Source organism: Pseudomonas poae, from assembly GCA_028869255.1.
Lineage (GTDB): Bacteria > Pseudomonadota > Gammaproteobacteria > Pseudomonadales > Pseudomonadaceae > Aquipseudomonas > Aquipseudomonas poae_C.
Map to the genome: position 1 here is coordinate 4,832,250 of CP110972.1, position 18,841 is coordinate 4,851,090.

At 60.9% G+C, this 18,841-nt stretch carries 17 protein-coding genes; 7 read left to right on the forward strand and 10 right to left on the reverse strand.

Annotation, left to right across the window (positions count from 1 at the left end; all coding sequences use genetic code 11):
• Positions 1-10: 10 nt before the first annotated feature.
• From rng to mreB, 5 genes are all read right to left on the reverse strand, one after another.
• Complete coding sequence (gene rng, locus LRS56_21960; protein WDU61467.1) at positions 11-1,468, reverse strand: ribonuclease G; 1,458 nt, start codon at positions 1,466-1,468, stop codon at positions 11-13.
• Between the two features lie 70 nt (positions 1,469-1,538).
• Positions 1,539-2,135, reverse strand: coding sequence for a Maf family protein (locus LRS56_21965; protein WDU61468.1), 597 nt, complete (start codon positions 2,133-2,135; stop codon positions 1,539-1,541).
• Positions 2,136-2,186: 51 nt separating this feature from the next.
• Positions 2,187-2,675, reverse strand: a complete 489-nt coding sequence (gene mreD, locus LRS56_21970) for a rod shape-determining protein MreD (protein ID WDU61469.1) — start codon at positions 2,673-2,675, stop codon at positions 2,187-2,189.
• On the reverse strand, positions 2,675-3,775 hold the full coding sequence (gene mreC / locus LRS56_21975) for a rod shape-determining protein MreC (protein WDU65794.1): 1,101 nt from the start codon (positions 3,773-3,775) through the stop codon (positions 2,675-2,677). The genes mreD and mreC overlap by 1 nt, the downstream gene beginning before the upstream one ends.
• 140 nt (positions 3,776-3,915) lie before the next feature.
• Positions 3,916-4,953, reverse strand: a complete 1,038-nt coding sequence (mreB, locus tag LRS56_21980) for a rod shape-determining protein MreB (GenBank protein ID WDU61470.1) — start codon at positions 4,951-4,953, stop codon at positions 3,916-3,918.
• Positions 4,954-5,163: 210 nt separating this feature from the next.
• On the opposite strand from mreB, the gene gatC reads away from it, so the two are divergent.
• The 6 genes from gatC to LRS56_22010 all read left to right on the forward strand — a co-directional run bounded on the left by gatC (position 5,164) and on the right by LRS56_22010 (position 10,389).
• The gene (gene gatC, locus LRS56_21985) at positions 5,164-5,451 is read left to right on the forward strand and encodes an Asp-tRNA(Asn)/Glu-tRNA(Gln) amidotransferase subunit GatC (GenBank protein ID WDU61471.1); all 288 of its coding nucleotides are present in this window, start codon (positions 5,164-5,166) and stop codon (positions 5,449-5,451) included.
• Between the two features lie 16 nt (positions 5,452-5,467).
• Positions 5,468-6,919, forward strand: a complete 1,452-nt coding sequence (gene gatA, locus LRS56_21990) for an Asp-tRNA(Asn)/Glu-tRNA(Gln) amidotransferase subunit GatA (GenBank protein WDU61472.1) — start codon at positions 5,468-5,470, stop codon at positions 6,917-6,919.
• Positions 6,920-6,929: 10 nt separating this feature from the next.
• Positions 6,930-8,375 carry an Asp-tRNA(Asn)/Glu-tRNA(Gln) amidotransferase subunit GatB gene (gene gatB / locus LRS56_21995; GenBank protein ID WDU61473.1) on the forward strand — a complete coding sequence of 482 codons (1,446 nt, stop codon included), beginning with the start codon at positions 6,930-6,932 and terminating at the stop codon, positions 8,373-8,375.
• Positions 8,376-8,532: 157 nt separating this feature from the next.
• Complete coding sequence (locus LRS56_22000; GenBank protein ID WDU61474.1) at positions 8,533-8,904, forward strand: septal ring lytic transglycosylase RlpA family protein; 372 nt, start codon at positions 8,533-8,535, stop codon at positions 8,902-8,904.
• A 58-nt stretch (positions 8,905-8,962) separates the two neighbouring features.
• Complete coding sequence (locus tag LRS56_22005) at positions 8,963-10,009, forward strand: calcium/sodium antiporter (GenBank protein ID WDU61475.1); 1,047 nt, start codon at positions 8,963-8,965, stop codon at positions 10,007-10,009.
• Positions 10,006-10,389 (forward strand): carboxymuconolactone decarboxylase family protein, encoded by a 384-nt coding sequence (locus tag LRS56_22010; GenBank protein WDU61476.1) that lies wholly within the window; start codon positions 10,006-10,008, stop codon positions 10,387-10,389. The genes LRS56_22005 and LRS56_22010 overlap by 4 nt, the downstream gene beginning before the upstream one ends.
• An 84-nt stretch (positions 10,390-10,473) precedes the next feature.
• Here LRS56_22010 and LRS56_22015 read toward each other — a convergent pair whose 3' ends face one another.
• From LRS56_22015 to kdgD, 5 genes are all read right to left on the reverse strand, one after another.
• Entirely contained in the window at positions 10,474-11,442 is a 969-nt protein-coding gene (locus LRS56_22015; protein ID WDU61477.1) for an AEC family transporter, read from the reverse strand.
• Between the two features lie 261 nt (positions 11,443-11,703).
• Positions 11,704-13,257, reverse strand: a complete 1,554-nt coding sequence (garD, locus tag LRS56_22020) for a galactarate dehydratase (protein WDU65795.1) — start codon at positions 13,255-13,257, stop codon at positions 11,704-11,706.
• A gap of 11 nt (positions 13,258-13,268) precedes the next feature.
• Positions 13,269-14,633, reverse strand: coding sequence for an MFS transporter (locus tag LRS56_22025; protein ID WDU61478.1), 1,365 nt, complete (start codon positions 14,631-14,633; stop codon positions 13,269-13,271).
• Between the two features lie 186 nt (positions 14,634-14,819).
• Positions 14,820-16,265, reverse strand: coding sequence for an aldehyde dehydrogenase family protein (locus LRS56_22030; protein WDU61479.1), 1,446 nt, complete (start codon positions 16,263-16,265; stop codon positions 14,820-14,822).
• A 54-nt stretch (positions 16,266-16,319) separates the two neighbouring features.
• Complete coding sequence (kdgD, locus tag LRS56_22035) at positions 16,320-17,231, reverse strand: 5-dehydro-4-deoxyglucarate dehydratase (protein WDU61480.1); 912 nt, start codon at positions 17,229-17,231, stop codon at positions 16,320-16,322.
• A 275-nt stretch (positions 17,232-17,506) separates the two neighbouring features.
• Here kdgD and LRS56_22040 point away from each other — a divergent pair, with 275 nt between their 5' ends.
• Positions 17,507-18,664, forward strand: a complete 1,158-nt coding sequence (locus LRS56_22040; protein WDU61481.1) for a phospholipase — start codon at positions 17,507-17,509, stop codon at positions 18,662-18,664.
• Positions 18,665-18,841 lie beyond the last annotated feature (177 nt).

The following is an 18,841-nucleotide window of genomic DNA, read 5'->3' on the forward strand; positions in this document are numbered from 1 at the left end:
CGAATGGGGATCAGAGCAGCACCACGTCGTATTGTTCCTGGGAATACATGGTTTCGACCTGGAAGCGAATCGTGCGTCCGATAAAACCTTCCAATTCAGCGACGTTACCGGACTCTTCATCCAGCAACCGATCCACCACTTTCTGGTTCGCGAGCACTCTATAACCTTCGGCCTGATAGGCACGCGCCTCTCGTAAGATTTCCCGGAAAATCTCGTAGCAAACCGTTTCCGGGGTCTTCAACTTGCCGCGCCCCTGGCAACTGCTGCACGGTTCGCACAGCACTTGCTCGAGGCTCTCACGGGTGCGCTTGCGGGTCATCTGCACCAGGCCCAGCTCGGTAATCCCGATAATATTGGTCTTGGCGTGATCGCGTTCGAGCTGCTTCTCCAGGGTGCGCAACACCTGACGCTGGTGCTCTTCGTCCTCCATATCGATGAAGTCGATAATGATGATGCCGCCCAGGTTGCGCAGGCGCAGTTGGCGGGCAATGGCGGTGGCCGCTTCGAGGTTGGTCTTGAAGATGGTTTCTTCGAGGTTGCGATGGCCCACGAACGCGCCGGTGTTGACGTCGATGGTGGTCATGGCTTCCGCCGGGTCCACCACCAGATAGCCGCCGGACTTGAGCGGCACTTTGCGCTCCAGGGCTTTCTGGATTTCGTCTTCGACGCCATACAGGTCGAAGATCGGCCGCTCGCCAGGGTAATGCTCCAGGCGGTCGGCAATTTCCGGCATCAGCTCGGCAACAAATTGCGTGGTGCGCTGGAAGGTTTCCCGCGAGTCGATGCGAATTTTCTCAATCTTGGGGCTGACCAGGTCGCGCAAGGTGCGCAGGGCCAGGCCCAGGTCCTCATAGATAACGCTGGGCGCGCCGATGGTCTTGATCTGCACCCCGATCTGGTCCCACAGGCGCCGCAGGTAGCGGATGTCCATCAGGATTTCATCGGCGCCTGCGCCTTCGGCGGCGGTGCGCAGGATAAAACCACCGGCTTCCTTGATGCCCTCGGCGGCCACGCAGTCGCTGACTACCTTTTTCAGGCGCTCTCGCTCGGCTTCATCTTCGATTTTCAGGGAAATGCCAACATGCGCGGTACGCGGCATGTACACCAGGTAGCGCGACGGGATCGACAACTGGGTGGTCAGGCGTGCGCCTTTGGAGCCGATGGGGTCCTTGGTGACTTGCACCACCAGGCTCTGCCCTTCATGTACCAACGCGCTGATGCTTTCTACTGCCGGGCCTTCGCGCAGGGAGATTTCCGAAGCATGGATAAACGCCGCACGGTCCAGGCCGATATCGACGAATGCGGCTTGCATCCCCGGCAATACGCGCACCACTTTGCCTTTGTAGATATTGCCGACGATCCCGCGTTTCTGGGTACGCTCGACGTGCACCTCTTGCAGAACACCGTTCTCTACCACCGCCACGCGTGATTCCATCGGCGTGATATTGATCAGAATCTCTTCACTCATGGCTGGGTCTCGTTCAGGCGTTTTCACAATAGTGACCGGTCGCTTAAGGCTGGGCGCTGAAGTACAGCGCTCAGCGCACGGTAAGGTTTTGCCAACAGGGTATGCCGAATTGGTCGAGCAGTTGCGCGGTTTCGCACACCGGCAGTCCTACCACGGCGGAATAACTGCCATTGAGGCCGGCGACAAACACCGAACCCAAGCCTTGGATAGCATAGCCGCCCGCTTTGTCCTGAGGTTCACCACTGTGCCAGTAGGTTGTAGCCTCCTCGACAGAAACCCCGCGAAAACGTACACGGCTGCTTACACAACGCGTTTCGCAACGTTGGCCATCCGTGAGGGCAATGGCGGTCAGGACTTCATGCTCACGACCCGCCAGGGCCATCAACATCGCCAGGGCATCAGCCTGGTCAACGGGCTTGCCGAGGATCTGGCCGTCAACGATCACGGCCGTGTCGGCGCCCAGCACACAGGCGCCCGAGGTTGGCTCAAGCGCAGCGAAACCCGCCGTGGCCTTGCCCCGAGCCAGACGCTCGACGTAGGAAACGGGGGTTTCGTTGTTAAGTGGGGTTTCATCAATGGCGGCGCTGACCACGGTGAAAGGCACACCGATCTGGGTCAGCAGTTCACGCCGCCGCGGGGAGCCCGAGGCCAGATAAAGCGAATTCATTGCAGACTCTCCCTGTTGAGTTCGATAACCAGGCAGAGCCTCGCAATCCATTCAATTGATTTTATAGCGCCGACGTAACCCGCGCAGGCCGAAACTGATCCATGGCCACAGCAAGGCACTGACCAGGGCCGGTAATACCAAGGCCAGGGTCGGCTGGCGGTTACCGGTCAAGGCGCTCAGCCACAGCTGAACCAGCTGCGCCAGGCCGAAGATCACCAGGATCACCAGGCACTGCTGCCACATCGGAAACATGCGCAGACGTTGCTGCAGCGACAGTACCAGGAAGGTGATCAGGGTCAGGATCAACGCATTCTGACCCAGCAAGGTGCCATAGAGCACATCTTCCGCCAAGCCCAGGAACATCGCTGTGACCATCCCGACTTTATGCGGCAGGTTCAACGACCAGAAAGCCAGCAGCAACGCCAGCCAAAGCGGGCGCAGGATTTCCATGAATTGCGGCAGTGGCGAAACGCTGAGCAGCAAGCCGATAGCGAAGGTCAGCCAGACGATCCAACCGTTGCGTGAATGTGTACCGGCCATTATTCCTCCCTCTGGCGCGTGGTAGCCGGAGCGGCGCCCGCTGGCCGGGTAGCCGGCGTGGTGGCTGCGGGCGCCGATGCAGCCGGCTTGGCCGGGCGTGCCGAGTGGGCCGCAGGCTTGACCGGCGTCGCCACTGGCGTTGCCGGGATTGCCTCAGGTGCCGGCGGCCCCACGAACGCCGGTTTCGGCACCGTGGCTGGCACGGCCGGTACGCTGCCGTTCTGCTTGTCTTCCGCTTCCTGAGCCTGGGCGGCGTCGTTGGCGCGCTCTTCCGGGGTACGGTTATCGCTGAACACCAGCAGCAGGTAGCGGCTGCGGTTCAAGGCGGCCGTGGGCACGGCGCGCACAATCGCAAAAGGCTGGCCGGAATCGTGAATCACTTCCTTGACCGTCGCCACCGGGTAACCCGCCGGGAACCGCTGACCCAGGCCAGAGCTGACCAGCAGGTCGCCTTCCTTGATGTCGGCAGTGTCCGCCACGTGCCGCAACTCCAGGCGCTCGGGGTTGCCGGTGCCGCTGGCAATCGCACGCAGGCCGTTACGGTTGACCTGCACCGGAATACTGTGGGTGGTGTCCGTCAGCAGCAGCACCCGCGAGGTGTAGGGCATCAGCTCGACCACCTGACCCATCAGGCCACGTGCATCGAGTACCGGCTGGCCGAGCACCACGCCGTCGCGCTCACCTTTGTTGATGATGATGCGATGGGTAAAGGGGTTGGGGTCCATGCCGATCAACTCGGCCACTTCGACCTTTTCGTTGACCAACGCGGAAGAATTAAGCAACTCGCGCAGCCGAACGTTCTGCTCGGTGAGGGCCGCAAGCTTTTGCATGCGCCCCTGCAGCAGCAGGTTTTCAGTCTTGAGTTTTTCGTTCTCGGCGACCAGCTCGGTGCGGCTGCCAAATTGGCTGGCCACGCCCTGGTAGAGACGTTGCGGCAGGTCGGTGATCCAGTAAGTCTGCATCAACACCAGCGACATCTGGCTACGCACGGGCTTGAGCAGTGCAAAGCGGGCATCGACCACCATCAGCGCGACCGAAAGCACGACCAGCACCAATAAGCGCACGCCCAATGAGGGGCCTTTGGCGAAAAGCGGTTTAATAAGCCGCTCCTCCCAGGCAAATGTTCTCTTTATTCATACGGCATCTAACCGGCCTGGATGCAGATTGAAGAAGATAAACGCCAACAGGCAGCACTGCAAAGTGCTGCCTGCGGGCGAAACATGGGCTAACGAGCAAATACTTATTCGCTGGAGAGCAGGTCCATGGTGTGTTTATCCATCATTTCCAATGCACGGCCACCGCCACGGGCGACGCAGGTCAGCGGGTCTTCGGCGACGATCACCGGCAGGCCGGTTTCCTGGGCCAGCAGCTTGTCGAGGTCACGCAACAGCGCGCCACCACCCGTCAACACCAGGCCACGCTCGGCGATATCGGAAGCCAGTTCTGGCGGCGATTGCTCCAGGGCGCTCTTCACAGCCTGAACGATGGTGGCCAGGGACTCTTGCAGAGCTTCCAGCACTTCATTGGAGTTCAGGGTGAAGGCACGTGGAACGCCTTCGGCCAGGTTGCGACCGCGAACATCGACTTCGCGAACTTCGCCGCCCGGGTAAGCGGTACCGATTTCCTGCTTGATGCGCTCGGCAGTGGATTCGCCGATCAGGCTGCCGTAGTTACGACGCACGTAAGTGATGATCGCTTCGTCGAAACGGTCGCCGCCCACACGTACGGATTCGGCATAGACCACACCATTCAGGGAAATCAGGGCGATTTCAGTGGTACCACCACCGATATCCACCACCATCGAACCGCGGGCCTCTTCAACCGGCAGGCCGGCACCGATCGCAGCGGCCATCGGCTCTTCGATCAGGAACACTTCGCGGGCACCGGCACCAAGGGCCGATTCACGGATGGCACGACGCTCCACCTGGGTGGACTTGCATGGAACGCAGATCAGCACACGAGGGCTGGGCTGCAGGAAACTGTTTTCGTGAACCTTGTTGATGAAGTACTGCAGCATCTTCTCGCAGACACTGAAGTCGGCGATCACGCCGTCTTTCATCGGACGAATGGCAGCAATATTGCCTGGTGTACGGCCGAGCATGCGCTTGGCCTCGGTGCCGACGGCAACGACACTTTTCTGATTACCATGGGTCCGAATGGCCACAACCGATGGCTCATTCAGAACGATACCGCGCTCGCGCACGTAAATAAGGGTGTTGGCAGTGCCCAGGTCAATGGAAAGATCGCTGGAAAACATGCCACGCAGTTTCTTGAACATGGGAAAGGGACCCTAGGCAACGCGTGGGTAAAAAAGTGCGGCAAACTCTAACAACGACAGGGATTTTGGGCAAGGCGCCAATGTGCTAAATTGGCCGACTTTCTGTGCACCAACCCCCACAATCGCGGCCGTAAGACCGTAGAAATGCGGTAGTGTTCCGACAATCTAACACACGGACAGCTTCCGTTCTGTTTTCCACTGGAGATTCCCATGACACTTGAACGCTCCGACGTGGAAAAAATCGCTCATCTGGCCTCGCTTGGCCTCAATGATGCCGATCTTCCACAGACCACCGCAGCCCTGAACAGCATTCTCGGGCTGGTTGACCAAATGCAGGCGGTGAATACCGACGGCATCGAGCCCCTGGCTCACCCGTTGGAAGCCAGCCAGCGCCTGCGCGCAGACGTCGTGACCGAGCGCAATAATCGCGAGGCCTACCAGTCCATCGCACCAGCGGTCGAAAACGGCCTGTACCTGGTTCCGAAAGTCATCGACTAAAGGGAAAGAGCCTTTCATGCATCACATGACTCTGGCCGAGATCGCCCGCGGTCTCGCCGACAAAAAGTTTTCTTCCGAAGAGCTGACCAAGACCCTGCTGGCGCGTATCGCCGAGCACGATCCAAAGGTCAACAGCTTCATCAGCCTCACCGAAGAACTGGCCCTGAGCCAGGCCAAGGCCGCCGACGCCCGTCGCGCCAACGGTGAGAATGGCGCGCTGCTGGGCGCACCGATCGCCCACAAAGACCTGTTCTGCACCCAGGGCATTCGCACCAGCTGCGGCTCGAAGATGCTCGACAACTTTAAAGCGCCCTACGACGCCACCGTGGTGTCCAGGCTGGCTGCCGCCGGGGCTGTGACCCTGGGCAAGACCAACATGGACGAGTTCGCCATGGGCTCGGCCAACGAATCGAGCTACTACGGCGCGGTGAAAAACCCGTGGAACCTGGAACACGTGCCGGGTGGCTCGTCCGGTGGCTCGGCTGCGGCAGTTGCCGCACGCTTTCTGCCAGCCGCCACCGCCACCGACACCGGCGGCTCGATCCGCCAGCCGGCGGCCTTCACCAACCTCACCGGTTTGAAGCCGACCTACGGTCGCGTTTCCCGTTGGGGCATGATCGCCTACGCCTCCAGCCTGGATCAGGGCGGCCCTCTGGCACGCACTGCCGAAGACTGCGCGATTTTGTTACAAGGCATGGCAGGCTTCGATACCCAGGACTCCACCAGCATTGATGAGCCGGTGCCGGACTACAGCGCCAGCCTGAATACCTCGCTCAAGGGCCTGCGCATCGGCGTGCCGAAGGAATACTTCAGCGCCGGCCTCGACCCACGTATCGCCGAACGGGTGCATAACAGCGTCAAGACGCTGGAAGGCCTCGGCGCGGTGATCAAGGAAATCAGCCTGCCGAACAACCAGCACGCGATTCCTGCCTATTACGTGATCGCTCCGGCAGAAGCCTCCTCGAACCTGTCGCGCTTCGACGGCGTGCGTTTCGGCTACCGCTGCGAAAACCCGAAAGACCTCACCGACCTGTACAAACGCTCGCGTGGCGAAGGCTTCGGCGCCGAAGTACAACGCCGCATCATGGTCGGTGCCTACGCCCTGTCGGCCGGCTACTACGACGCGTACTACCTCAAGGCGCAAAAGATCCGTCGCCTGATCAAGAACGACTTCATGGCTGCCTTTAATGAAGTCGACGTGATCCTCGGCCCAACCACGCCGAACCCGGCCTGGAAAATCGGCGCCAAGACCGGCGACCCGATCGCCGAGTACCCGGAAGACCTCTACACCATCACCGCCAACCTCGCGGGCCTGCCGGGCTTGTCCATGCCCGCCGGTTTCGTCGATGGCCTGCCGGTGGGCGTGCAATTGCTCGCCCCGTATTTCCAGGAAGGCCGCCTGCTTAATGTGGCGCACCAGTACCAGTTGCACACCGACTGGCACACCCGCACCCCTACCGGCTTCTGAGGAGAACACTATGCAATGGGAAGTTGTGATCGGGCTGGAGATTCATACCCAGCTCGCCACCCAATCGAAGATTTTCTCCGGTAGCGCCACCACGTTCGGCTCCGAGCCCAACACCCAGGCCAGCCTGGTAGACCTGGGCATGCCCGGCGTGCTGCCGGTGCTGAACCAGGAAGCGGTGCGCATGGCGGTGATGTTCGGCCTGGCGATTGACGCCGAAATCGGCCAGCACAACGTGTTCGCACGCAAGAACTACTTCTACCCGGACCTGCCCAAGGGCTACCAGATCAGCCAGATGGAATTGCCGATTGTCGGCAAGGGCTACCTGGACATCCCGCTGGAAGACGGCACCATCAAACGTGTCGGCGTGACCCGTGCGCACCTGGAAGAAGACGCCGGCAAGAGCCTGCACGAAGAATTCCCGGGCGCCACCGGTATCGACCTGAACCGCGCAGGCACGCCGTTGCTGGAGATCGTCTCCGAGCCTGACATGCGCAGCGCCAAGGAAGCCGTAGCCTACGTCAAGACGATCCACGCGCTGGTGCGCTACCTGGGCATCTGCGACGGCAACATGGCCGAAGGCTCGCTGCGTTGCGACTGCAACGTGTCGATCCGCCCGAAGGGCCAGGTCGAGTTCGGCACCCGCTGCGAGATCAAGAACGTCAACTCGTTCCGCTTCATCGAGAAGGCGATCAACAGCGAAGTGCGTCGCCAGATCGAACTGATCGAAGACGGCGGCAAGGTCATCCAGCAAACCCGCCTGTACGACCCGAACAAAGACGAAACCCGCGCCATGCGCAGCAAAGAGGAAGCCAACGACTACCGTTACTTCCCCGATCCGGACCTGTTGCCGGTGGTCATCGAGGATTCGTTCCTCAGTGACATCCGCGCCACCCTGCCGGAATTGCCGCAGCAGAAACGCGAGCGCTTCCAGGCGCAGTTCGGCCTGTCGGTCTACGATGCCAGCGTACTGGCTTCCAGCCGTGAACAAGCCAACTACTTTGAAAAAGTCGTGAGCATCGCCGGCGACGCGAAACTGGCGGCCAACTGGGTGATGGTTGAGTTGGGCAGCCTGCTGAACAAGCAGGGCCTGGAAATCGACGAGGCGCCAGTCAGCGCCGAGCAACTGGGCGGCATGCTGCTGCGGATCAAGGACAACACCATCTCCGGCAAAATCGCCAAGACGGTGTTTGAGGCGATGGCCAGCGGTGAAGGCAACGCCGACGAGATCATCGAGAAGCGCGGTCTCAAGCAAGTCACCGACAGCGGCGCCATTTCGGCCGTACTCGATGAAATGCTCGCGGCCAATGCCGAGCAGGTCGAGCAATACCGTGCGGCAGACGAAGCCAAGCGCGGCAAGATGTTCGGCTTCTTTGTCGGCCAGGCCATGAAAGCCTCCAAGGGCAAGGCCAACCCGCAACAAGTGAACGAGTTGCTGAAAAGCAAGCTCGAAGGCTGACAGCGGTGAACGGTCCGGGCGGGATTTCACCTCCAACCCGGATTCCCTGTGGGAGCTGGCTTACCTGCGATTGCATCACCTCGGTGCCCTTGAAACACCGAGTCGCCTGCATCGCAGGCAAGCCAGCTCCCACATTATTATGGGGGCATCCTTGAACATGAAGCGTCTACTCGGCCTCTTGGCCTTGTTCTCCCTGCTGGCTGGCTGCGCCAGCGGCATCATCAACCCCAATGGCTACGACGAAACCGGCACCGCCTCCTATTACGGCGCCAAGCACCATGGCAACAAGACCGCCAGCGGTGAACCCTTCAACCAGAACGCCATGACCGCCGCCCACCGGCGACTGCCCTTTGGCACCCAGGTCAAGGTCACTAATCTCGACAACGACAAATCTGTCGTGGTCCGCATCAATGATCGCGGCCCGCATACCCGTGGGCGCTTGATTGATCTCTCACGCAAAGCCGCCGAGCAACTGGGTATGCTCAGCAACGGCACCGCACGCGTTCGCGTGCAAGCCCTGAGCAACTAAAGAGGGAGCCCTGGCCATTTTCGGATTAATCGCCCTCTCACCCTGGAGCCTGCTGGAATTGGTCAGCGGCCTGCTGCTGTTGATCGTCGGCGCCGAAATCCTGGTGCGCGCCGCCGTGCGCCTGGCCGCCAGCCTCAAGGTGCGGCCGCTGATCATCGGCCTGACCATCGTCGCCTTCGGCAGCAGCGCGCCGCAGATGACAGTGAGCCTGCAAGCCACCCTGGCGGGCAATACCGATATCGCCGTGGGCAGCGTGATCGGCAGCAGCATTTTCAACATCCTGGTGACCCTCGGCCTGTCGGCGTTGATTATTCCGCTGCGGGTCTCACGCCAACTGGTGCGCCTGGATATCCCGGTGATGATCCTGGCCGGGCTGCTGGTATTCACCCTCGCCGCCAACGAAGAGCTCACCCCCATCGACGGCCTGTTGCTGCTTGTTGCACTGCTCGCGTACCTCGGAGTCTTGCACTACCAGACGCGCCACTCGCGCCGCCCTCGCACGCTGGATACCGTGGCCCGCGCCCCGTGGTTGAGCAGCGTGCTGTTGATGCTCGGCGGTTTTCTGATTCTGGTACTGGCCGGGCATTTGCTGCTGGGCGCAGCGGTGGATGTAGCAGGCGACCTGGGCCTGTCGGAACGCGTGATCGGCCTGACCTTGATCGGCGTCGGCACCTCGCTGCCGTGCCTGGCCACGTCGCTGATTGCCGCCCTGCGCGGCGAGCGTGAAATTGCGGTGGGTAACGTGATCGGCAGCAACTTGTTCAACCTGCTCGGCGTATTGGGGCTGACCGCCCTGCTCGCCCCTTCACCGCTGTCGGTGTCGCCCAACGCCCTGGATTTTGACCTGCCGGTGATGCTCGGCGTCGTGGTGCTGTGCCTGCCGGTGTTTTATACCGGCTACCGCGTCACCCGCGCCGAGGGCCTGGTGCTGCTGGGCCTATACCTGGCGTATGGGCTGCATGTGATGTCATTCACCACCGGCATGCCGCTGGCCAACAAGCTTGAACAACTGATGCTGTATTACGTCCTGCCAGTGCTGGTGGCTTTTCTGTTGTTCAGCACGCTGCGAGCCTGGCGCCGCCAACACAAGAGGGAACCGCTATGACCGATCCGAAAAAGCCCGGGGTTGAGATGCGTCGCCAGGTCATGGGCGATGTGTTCGTCGACCGCGCCCTGGGCAACGCCACCGAGTTCACCCAGCCGCTGCAGGACTTCGTCAACGACCACGCCTGGGGCAGCGTGTGGAACCGCGAAGGTTTGCCGTTGAAGACGCGCAGCCTGATCACCCTCGCCGCCCTGACCGCGCTCAAGTGCCCGCAGGAGCTAAAGGGCCATGTACGTGGCGCGCTGAACAATGGCTGCACCGTGGAAGAGATTCGCGAAGCGCTGCTGCATTGCGCAGTGTATGCCGGTGTGCCGGCGGCGATTGATGCGTTTCGTGCGGCGCAGGAAGTGATTGAGGCGTATCAGGCCGATAAGCAGTGAAGCTCAAATAGCTATCGCAGGCAAGCCAGCTCCCACCTTTGAATGTATTCACACATCAAACTGTGGGAGCTGGCTTGCCTGCGATTAGGCCCTGAAGATCACTCGAGACCTCAGATCCACCCCCCCCGCCTGCAACACGAAAATCCCGATATTGGTGGTCACCGCCGCCATCAACGTAGTAATCACAATAATCGCCGCCGCCAGCTCATGATTGCCCTCCGCCGCCCGGGCCATGACAAAGCTGGCCGCCGCGGTCGGCGCGCCGAAATACAGAAACAGAATCCCCAGCTCCGGCCCTCGGAACCCCAACAGCCAGGCCCCCAGCGTCGCCACCAGCGGCAACCCGATCATCTTCACCAGGCTGGCACTCAGGGCCATGCTCCCGCTTTTGCGCAGCGCCGCCAGCGACAAGGTGCCGCCGATACAGATCAGCGCCAGTGGCAGAGTCATGTCCGCCAGGTACTGCCCGGATGACTCCAGCCAGCCCGGCAGGCCGATCTTGAAAATCGCGAACGGTGCGGCGGCAATTACGCTGATGATCAGCGGGTTGGCCACCACGCTTTTGCAGATGCTCCACGGGTCGGACTTGATCACCGGGCTGTACACCGCCAGCACGATGGTCGACAGGGTGTTGTAAAACAGGATCACCAGCGCCGCGAGGATCGCGCCGAGGGAGATGCCATAGTCGCCGTACATGCTGGCCGCCAGCGCCAGACCGATCACCCCGTTATTGCCGCGAAATGCGCCCTGGGTGTAGATGCCCCGGTCTTCACGCGGGCAGCGAAAAATTGCCCACCCCCAGGCCAGGGCAAAGCTCAGGAGCGTGGCGACGGCAAAATAGAGCAGCAAGCCCGGCTTGAGCGCCGAGTGCAGGTCGGCATGCAGGATGCCCAGGAACAGCAACGCCGGCATGGTGACGTTGAATACCAGAGACGAAGCCGTGTGGATAAAGTTGTCGTTGATCCAGTTGACGCGCTTGAGCAGCACCCCCAGGAACAGCATGGCAAACACCGGCGCAGTGATGGTGAGAGTAGTGAGGAAAATTGCCAGCATGCCGGGAGAACCTTGGTGAGCGTCGTTAGGTGGCTAATGATAAGCCAGTGTAGGCCGCTTCGTCTGGTCTACCGCCATACCCCAACACCCTGTGGCGAGCGGGCTTGCCCGCGTTGGCGCGCGAAGCGGCCCCAAAGCCAGACGCTGAGGGGTGCCTGATGTACCTTTGTTGGCTGTTCTGGGGGCGCTGCGCGCCCCAACGCGGGCAAGCCCGCTCGCCACAACAAGCCCGACCGCCAGAACATGCCTGCCACCCTCGAATCAGGTAATCGGCGCCGGGTTGAACAAGGTGATGTCGTTGTGCAGTTTGTGATGCTCCGCCCAGGTCTGCTTTTTGCCGCTGGCCACGTCCAGGTAGAAGTGGAACAACTCCCAGCCCAGCTCCTCGATGGTCGCACGCCCGGTGGCAATGCGCCCGGCGTCGATATCGATAAGGTCCGGCCAGCGTTGCGCCAGCTCCGTGCGCGTCGAGACCTTCACCACTGGCGCCATCGCTAGCCCGTAAGGCGTGCCGCGCCCGGTGGTGAACACATGCAGGTTCATCCCCGCAGCAAGCTGCAAGGTTCCGCACACAAAGTCGCTGGCCGGCGTGGCACAAAAGATCAGGCCCTTGCGCTTGAAACGCTCGCCCGGGCCCAGTACGCCGTTGATCGCGCTGCTGCCGGACTTGACGATGGAGCCCAAGGACTTCTCGACAATGTTCGACAACCCGCCCTTCTTGTTGCCCGGCGTGGTGTTGGCGCTGCGATCCGCCTCGCCCTTGGCCAGGTAGCGGTCGTACCAGTCCATTTCCCTTACAAGCTCTTGGGCAACATCTGTGCTTTCAGCACGTGAAGTCAGCAGATAGATAGCATCGCGGACTTCAGTGACTTCAGAAAACATCACCGTCGCCCCGGCCCGCAACAGCAAATCCGAGGCATAGCCCAGCGCCGGGTTGGCGGTGATGCCGGAAAACGCATCACTGCCGCCGCACTGCATGCCCAGGATCAGCTCGGACGCCGGCACGGTTTCCCGGCGGCGCTGGTCGAGCTTCTTCAAGCGGACCTCGGCCAGTTCCATGATCTGCTCGATCATCTCGGTAAAACCGTGGCTGGAATCCTGCAGCCGATACAACCACGGCTCGCTCAAATCGACGGAGCTGTCGTTGTCGTGCATCACCTGCCCGGCCTGCAATTTCTCGCAACCCAGGCTGATCACCAAGGCTTCGCCGCCCAGGTTCGGGTTGCGCGCCAGGTTGCGCACGGTACGGATCGGTATGTAGGCGTCCTTCGCGGTAATCGCAACCCCACAGCCATAGCTGTGGGTCAGCGCCACCACGTCATCGACGTGGGGGTACTTGGGCAGCAATTCGTCCTTGATGCGCTTGACCGCATGATCCAGCACCCCGGTCACGCACTGCACCGTGGTGGTAATGCCGAGAATATTGCGCGTGCCGACGGTGCCGTCGGCATTGCGGTAACCCTCAAACGTAAAACCTTCCAGCGGTGCCTGGGTTTCAGGCACCTCGGTGGACAGCGGCAAGCTGTCCAGCGGCGGCGCGGTGGGCATGCGCAGTTGATCTTCCTGGACCCAACTGCCGCGCGGAATCGGCGCCAGGGCGTAACCGATGGTCTGGCCGTAGCGAATTATCTGACCGCCTTCGGGGATATCTTCCAGCGTCACTTTGTGGCTCTGAGGGATGAAATCCACGGTCACCAGGCCGTCCGGGAACTCGGTCCCGGCCGGTACGCCCTGGTCATTGACCACGATCACCACGTTGTCGCGCTCGTGCAAACGGATCGAGCGCGGCGAGTCGGCATGTTCAATCAACTGCATCACGGGGCCTCTCAGGAATGCGCTTCGGTTAGGTTGGTCAACTCTGGCCCCTTGCTTGGCGGCTCTTTGAGTACTACACGTTTGATCGGGCCGACGATAACCAGGTAGCTGAACACTGCCACCAGCGCGTTGGCGCCGACGAACACCAGGGCCCATTTGAACGAGCCGGTGGTGCTGATGATATAGCCGATGACAATCGGCGTAGTGATCGACGCCAGGTTACCGAAGGTGTTGAACAAGCCGCCACTGAGACCGGCGATTTGTTTCGGCGAGGTGTCGGACACCACCGCCCAGCCCAGTGCGCCAACGCCTTTACCGAAGAAGGCCAGCGCCATGAAGCCCACCACCATCCATTCAACGTCGACGTAGTTACACGCAATGATGCTGCTGGAAACCAGCAGGCCCGCGATGATCGGCGCCTTGCGGGCGAACGTCAGCGAATGGCCTTTGCGCAGCAGGTAGTCGGAAATCACCCCGCCCAGCACGCCACCGATAAACCCGCAGATCGCCGGCAACGAGGCGATGAAACCGGCCTTGAGGATGGTCATGCCACGGTCCTGTACCAGGTACACCGGGAACCAGGTCAGGAAGAAGTAAGTGATGCCGTTGATGCAGTACTGGCCCAGGTAAACGCCCAGCATCATGCGATTGGTCAGTAACTGACGGATGTAATCCCACTTCGGACCGTCGGTTTTCTTGCCCTTGCCTTTGTCCTGATCCATATCGACCATCGCGCCATTGGCGGCGATGTGATTGAGCTCGGCTTCGTTGATCATCGGGTGCTGGCGCGGGCTGTGGATAACTTTCAGCCAGATCAGCGAGAACACGATGCCAATCACGCCCATCACGATAAACACGTGCTGCCAGCCGAAGCGGTAGACGATCCAGCCCATCAGCGGTGCGAACAACACCGTGGCGAAGTACTGCGCCGAGTTGAAGATCGCCGACGCCGTACCGCGTTCAGCAGTCGGGAACCAGGCGGCGACAATACGCGCGTTACCGGGGAAGGATGGCGCTTCAGCCAGGCCCACCATGAAGCGCAGCATGAACAGCGCAACAACCGCAGTGGAGACACCGAACTCACCGACATAGCCTTGCAGCACGGTGAACAGTGACCAGGTGAAGATGCTCAGGGCATAGACTTTTTTCGAACCGAAACGGTCCAGCAGCCAGCCGCCGGGAATTTGCCCGGCCACGTAGGCCCAACCGAATGCAGAGAAGATATAACCGAGGGTGACCGCGTCGATGCCGAGGTCTTTTTGCAGGCTGGAGCCCGCGATAGCAATGGTGGCCCGGTCGGCGTAGTTGATCGTGGTCACCAGGAACAGCATGAGCAGGATCAAATAGCGGACATGGGTCGGCTTGGTCGCTTGCATGTAGAAGTACTCCCACTAATTATTTTTTTTGCGGGTAATTGTTTTCTGTTTTTGTTGTGAGAACCGACCTAGGTGGGAGCCGGGCTTGCCCGCGATGCAGGCACTGCGGTGTGTCAGTCACACCGCGGTGATGCTATCGCAGGCAAGCCAGCTCCCACACAAGCCCGTTGTCACGGGTATTGCGTATTACGAACCGATGTAGCTGGTTTTCACCACGGTGTAGAACTCTTGCGCATAGCGACCCTGCTCGCGCGAACCATAGGAGGAGCCCTTACGGCCACCGAATGGAACGTGGTAATCCACACCGGCAGTCGGCAGGTTGACCATCACCATCCCGGCCTGGGAATGGCGCTTGAAGTGGTTGGCATACTTCAACGACGTGGTGGCAATGCCCGCCGACAGACCGAACTCGGTGTCATTGGCCATGGCCAGCGCCGCCTCGTAGTCCGCCACGCGCACCACGTTGGCCACCGGGCCGAAGATCTCTTCACGGCTGATACGCATGGCGGCTTCGCTGTCGGCAAACAGCGTCGGTGCCAGGTAGTAGCCCTCGGTATCGCAGGTCACCAGGCCGCCACCGCTCACCAGCCGCGCACCTTCGCTTTGGCCGATGTCGATGTACTTCATGTCCTGGTCCAACTGAGCCTGGGAGACCACCGGGCCGATGTCAGTGCCGCTTTTGAGGGCGTGGCCGACTTTGATCGACTTCATGCGCTCAGCCATGGCCGCGACGAACTGGTCGTGAATACCGGCGGTCACGATCAGGCGGCTGGACGCCGTGCAACGCTGGCCGGTGGAGTAGAACGCGCTCTGTACCGACAGCTCGACAGCCTGCTTGAGGTCGGCGTCGTCGAGGATGATCTGCGGGTTCTTGCCGCCCATTTCCAATTGCACTTTGGCCTGGCGCGATACGCAGCTGACGGCGATCTGGCGACCCACGCCTACGGATCCGGTGAAGCTGATGCCGTCGACTTTAGGGCTGTTGACCAGCACGTCGCCAACCACACGGCCGCTGCCCATCACCAGGTTGAACACACCGGCCGGGAAGCCGGCGCGGGAGATGATTTCGGCCAGGGCCCAGGCGCAGCCCGGTACCAGCTCCGCAGGCTTGATCACTACGCAGTTGCCGTAGGCCAGGGCCGGGGCGATTTTCCACGCAGGGATGGCGATCGGGAAGTTCCACGGGGTGATCAGGCCAACAACACCGAGGGCTTCGCGGGTCACTTCGACGTTGACGCCCGGGCGTACCGACGGCACGTAATCACCGGACAAGCGCAGGCATTCACCGGCGAAGAACTTGAAGATGTTACCGGCGCGGGTCACTTCGCCGATGGCTTCGGGCAGGGTCTTGCCTTCTTCCCGGGCCAGCAGGGTGCCGAGTTCTTCGCGGCGGGCGAGGATTTCGCTGCCGACTTTATCCAGCGCGTCGTGGCGAGCCTGGATACCGGACGTCGACCAGGCCGGGAAAGCGGCGCGGGCGGCATCGATGGCGGCGTTGACTTGGGCTACGTCTGCCTTGGCGTATTCGCCAATGACATCAGACAACTCCGACGGGTTGAGGTTGACGCAATAGTCGGCACCGGCCACCCATTGGCCATTGATGTAGTTTTCGTAACGTTGAGCTTGGGACACAAATCTTCTCCTGACGCAAAAGGCCGCTGATTACTCAGCGGCCTTGTAGATAGGTTATTGCGCGCCTTGCTTGTCGATCAGCGCGGCCAGGGCTTCGTACTCTTCCGGCAACAGGTCGGTCAGCGGCGTGCGCACAGGGCCTGCGTCGTAGCCGGCGATTTTTGCACCTGCCTTGACGATGCTCACGGCATACCCGGCCTTGCGGTTACGGATATCCAGGTACGGCAGGAAGAAGTCGTCGATGATCTTGGCGACAGTGGCGTGATCGTCTTTGGCAATGGCGTGGTAGAAATCCATCGCGGTTTTCGGGATGAAGTTGAACACCGCCGAGGAGTACACCGGCACGCCCAGGGCCTTGTAGGCAGCGGCGTAAACCTCTGCAGTCGGCAGGCCGCCGAGGTAGCTGAAACGGTCACCGAGGCGACGGCGGATCGATACCATCAGTTCGATGTCACCCAGGCCGTCTTTGTAGCCGATCAGGTTCGGGCAGCGCTCGGCCAGGCGTTCCAGCAACGGCGCGGTCAGGCGGCAGACGTTGCGGTTGTAAACCACCACGCCGATTTTTACCGACTTGCACACCGCTTCAACGTGGGCGGCGACGCCGTCCTGGCTGGCTTCGGTGAGGTAGTGCGGCAGCAACAGCAAGCCTTTGGCGCCCAGGCGCTCGGCTTCTTGCGCATATTCGATGGCCTGGCGAGTCGCACCGCCAACACCGGCCAGAATCGGCACGCTGGTGGCGCAGGTATCAACGGCGGTTTTCACCACCTGGGAATATTCGCTGGCAGCGAGGGAGAAAAACTCACCGGTACCGCCGGCAGCGAACAGGGCAGTGGCGCCGTAAGGGGCCAGCCATTCCAGACGCTTGATATAGCCCGCCTGGTGGAAGTCACCCTGGGCGTTGAAATCGGTCACCGGGAAAGACAGCAGACCGTGGGAGAGGATGGACTTCAGTTCTTGTGGATTCATTATTCGAACACCCTGGGCGAAAACTTTCTGGGAAAGGTTGTTGTTGGTTTTGATGATGTCGTACGTCATCGTACAACTATAAATAATTTCGTCAACAGCAATTTTTCGCTGATTCGCTGTGAGGGCGCCTGACACTGCACCCACATGGGTTATGCGGCGTGTAGGGGGCTATCACGCGACCTTCTTGACGTAGGAAATTATTCCTCTATGCTCGACATAGCTGTATATACATACAGCCTTTAAGGAAAATTCCTACGACATAGCAAGGAGCTAACATGTCAGGTCTTGAACTCGCAGCACCCGAAAAGAACCCGCCGACCCTGCGCTTCGAAGGGGGTGAGCACACCGCCATCGGCGATGACACCCTGTTGCGTTTCGCCAAGGACGCCCCGGCGATTCCCGCACGCCAAGTCGAGTTGCACCTGCCCAATGGGCTCGCGCTCACCTACGGCCAAGTGATCGCGCTGGGCGGTGACTTCTATGGCATCCCCGGCCAGCCGATCAGTGATGGCGCCTCCCCCGCCGACCGCGTTCAGCGCTTCGGCGCAGCTTTCAACTCGCTGGCGGTACTGCCCGCCTCGCGGGAGGAAGCGCACAAGATCCTCGCGGTCATGCAAAAGGAGATCAATGCTGTAAGCCAGGCGATCAAGGACGGCAAGCAAGCCCATGAAGCCTACGATGCTTTGGGCGACACGCTGTCGGAGGAATGGAACCGCATCACCGGCGGCGGCAGTGCGGTCTCGGCGCTAATACCGCTAGGGCGTTACTTGAAACTGGCGGCGGACAACGCCGACCACTTTGGCGAGTGGGCGCTGTCGGCCTACCTGGCAGGCCATACGGCGGCGCTGCAACAGGCAGTCGTGGCTCACCAAACCGGCACCGACCAGGCGCTGGAACTGGCGTATGCGATGAACAGCTTTGCGGACCACTTCTTGACCGACCTGTTTTCCGCCGGCCACCTGCGGGTGCCGCGCAAACAGTTGGCAGCCGTGGTGACACCGGGCGAGCTGGGCTCACTGATCAGCCGTTTCATGCACGACGAAGACAGCAAGTTCGGGCTCAAGGTGCGCAATGCCTTGGGTGACCAATGGCATGCGTATGGGGATAAACGCTACTTCGACGCCATCGACGCGGACAATCGGGTGCAGGTCAAACGTGCGGTGCAAGCCTCGGCGGATGAGATCTTCGAGACCTTTATCAGCGGCGCGGCGCCCTCCCCGGCCAACTTCAAGGCGCCGCTGTATGTGCCGGATTTGAACGCGGCACAGAACCCGGCGAATAACTTTTCGCCACTGTTCAAGCTGGAGGGGGACAAGGTGCTGCGCCGCAAGGACGTGAATGACCTCAACGACAAGCACTGGACCAATGACTGGTGGGGGTGGAGTACTTATCTGCTGCTCACGGATTACAAGCCGAACACGCCTGCCAACTAAATCGAAACGCAATTCCAAATACTGGAGATCAACTGTGGCGAGCGGGCTTCCCCGCGTTGGGCCGCGTAGCGGCCGCAAAACCGAACGATGAGTTCTTTCAGGAAAAAACGGGGCCTTTTACTGGGGCTGCTGCGCAGCCCAACGCGGGCAAGCCCGCTCGCCACAAGGGAATGTATC

Coding starts and splice junctions, on each gene's coding strand:
- rng (WDU61467.1), bottom strand. CDS start 1,468: ATGAGTGAAGAGATTCTGATCAATATCACGCCGATGGAATCACGCGTG.
- LRS56_21965 (WDU61468.1), bottom strand. CDS start 2,135: ATGAATTCGCTTTATCTGGCCTCGGGCTCCCCGCGGCGGCGTGAACTG.
- mreD (WDU61469.1), bottom strand. CDS start 2,675: ATGGCCGGTACACATTCACGCAACGGTTGGATCGTCTGGCTGACCTTC.
- mreB (WDU61470.1), bottom strand. CDS start 4,953: ATGTTCAAGAAACTGCGTGGCATGTTTTCCAGCGATCTTTCCATTGAC.
- gatC (WDU61471.1), top strand. CDS start 5,164: ATGACACTTGAACGCTCCGACGTGGAAAAAATCGCTCATCTGGCCTCG.
- gatA (WDU61472.1), top strand. CDS start 5,468: ATGCATCACATGACTCTGGCCGAGATCGCCCGCGGTCTCGCCGACAAA.
- gatB (WDU61473.1), top strand. CDS start 6,930: ATGCAATGGGAAGTTGTGATCGGGCTGGAGATTCATACCCAGCTCGCC.
- LRS56_22000 (WDU61474.1), top strand. CDS start 8,533: ATGAAGCGTCTACTCGGCCTCTTGGCCTTGTTCTCCCTGCTGGCTGGC.
- LRS56_22010 (WDU61476.1), top strand. CDS start 10,006: ATGACCGATCCGAAAAAGCCCGGGGTTGAGATGCGTCGCCAGGTCATG.
- LRS56_22015 (WDU61477.1), bottom strand. CDS start 11,442: ATGCTGGCAATTTTCCTCACTACTCTCACCATCACTGCGCCGGTGTTT.
- garD (WDU65795.1), bottom strand. CDS start 13,257: ATGCAGTTGATTGAACATGCCGACTCGCCGCGCTCGATCCGTTTGCAC.
- LRS56_22025 (WDU61478.1), bottom strand. CDS start 14,633: ATGCAAGCGACCAAGCCGACCCATGTCCGCTATTTGATCCTGCTCATG.
- kdgD (WDU61480.1), bottom strand. CDS start 17,231: ATGAATCCACAAGAACTGAAGTCCATCCTCTCCCACGGTCTGCTGTCT.
- LRS56_22040 (WDU61481.1), top strand. CDS start 17,507: ATGTCAGGTCTTGAACTCGCAGCACCCGAAAAGAACCCGCCGACCCTG.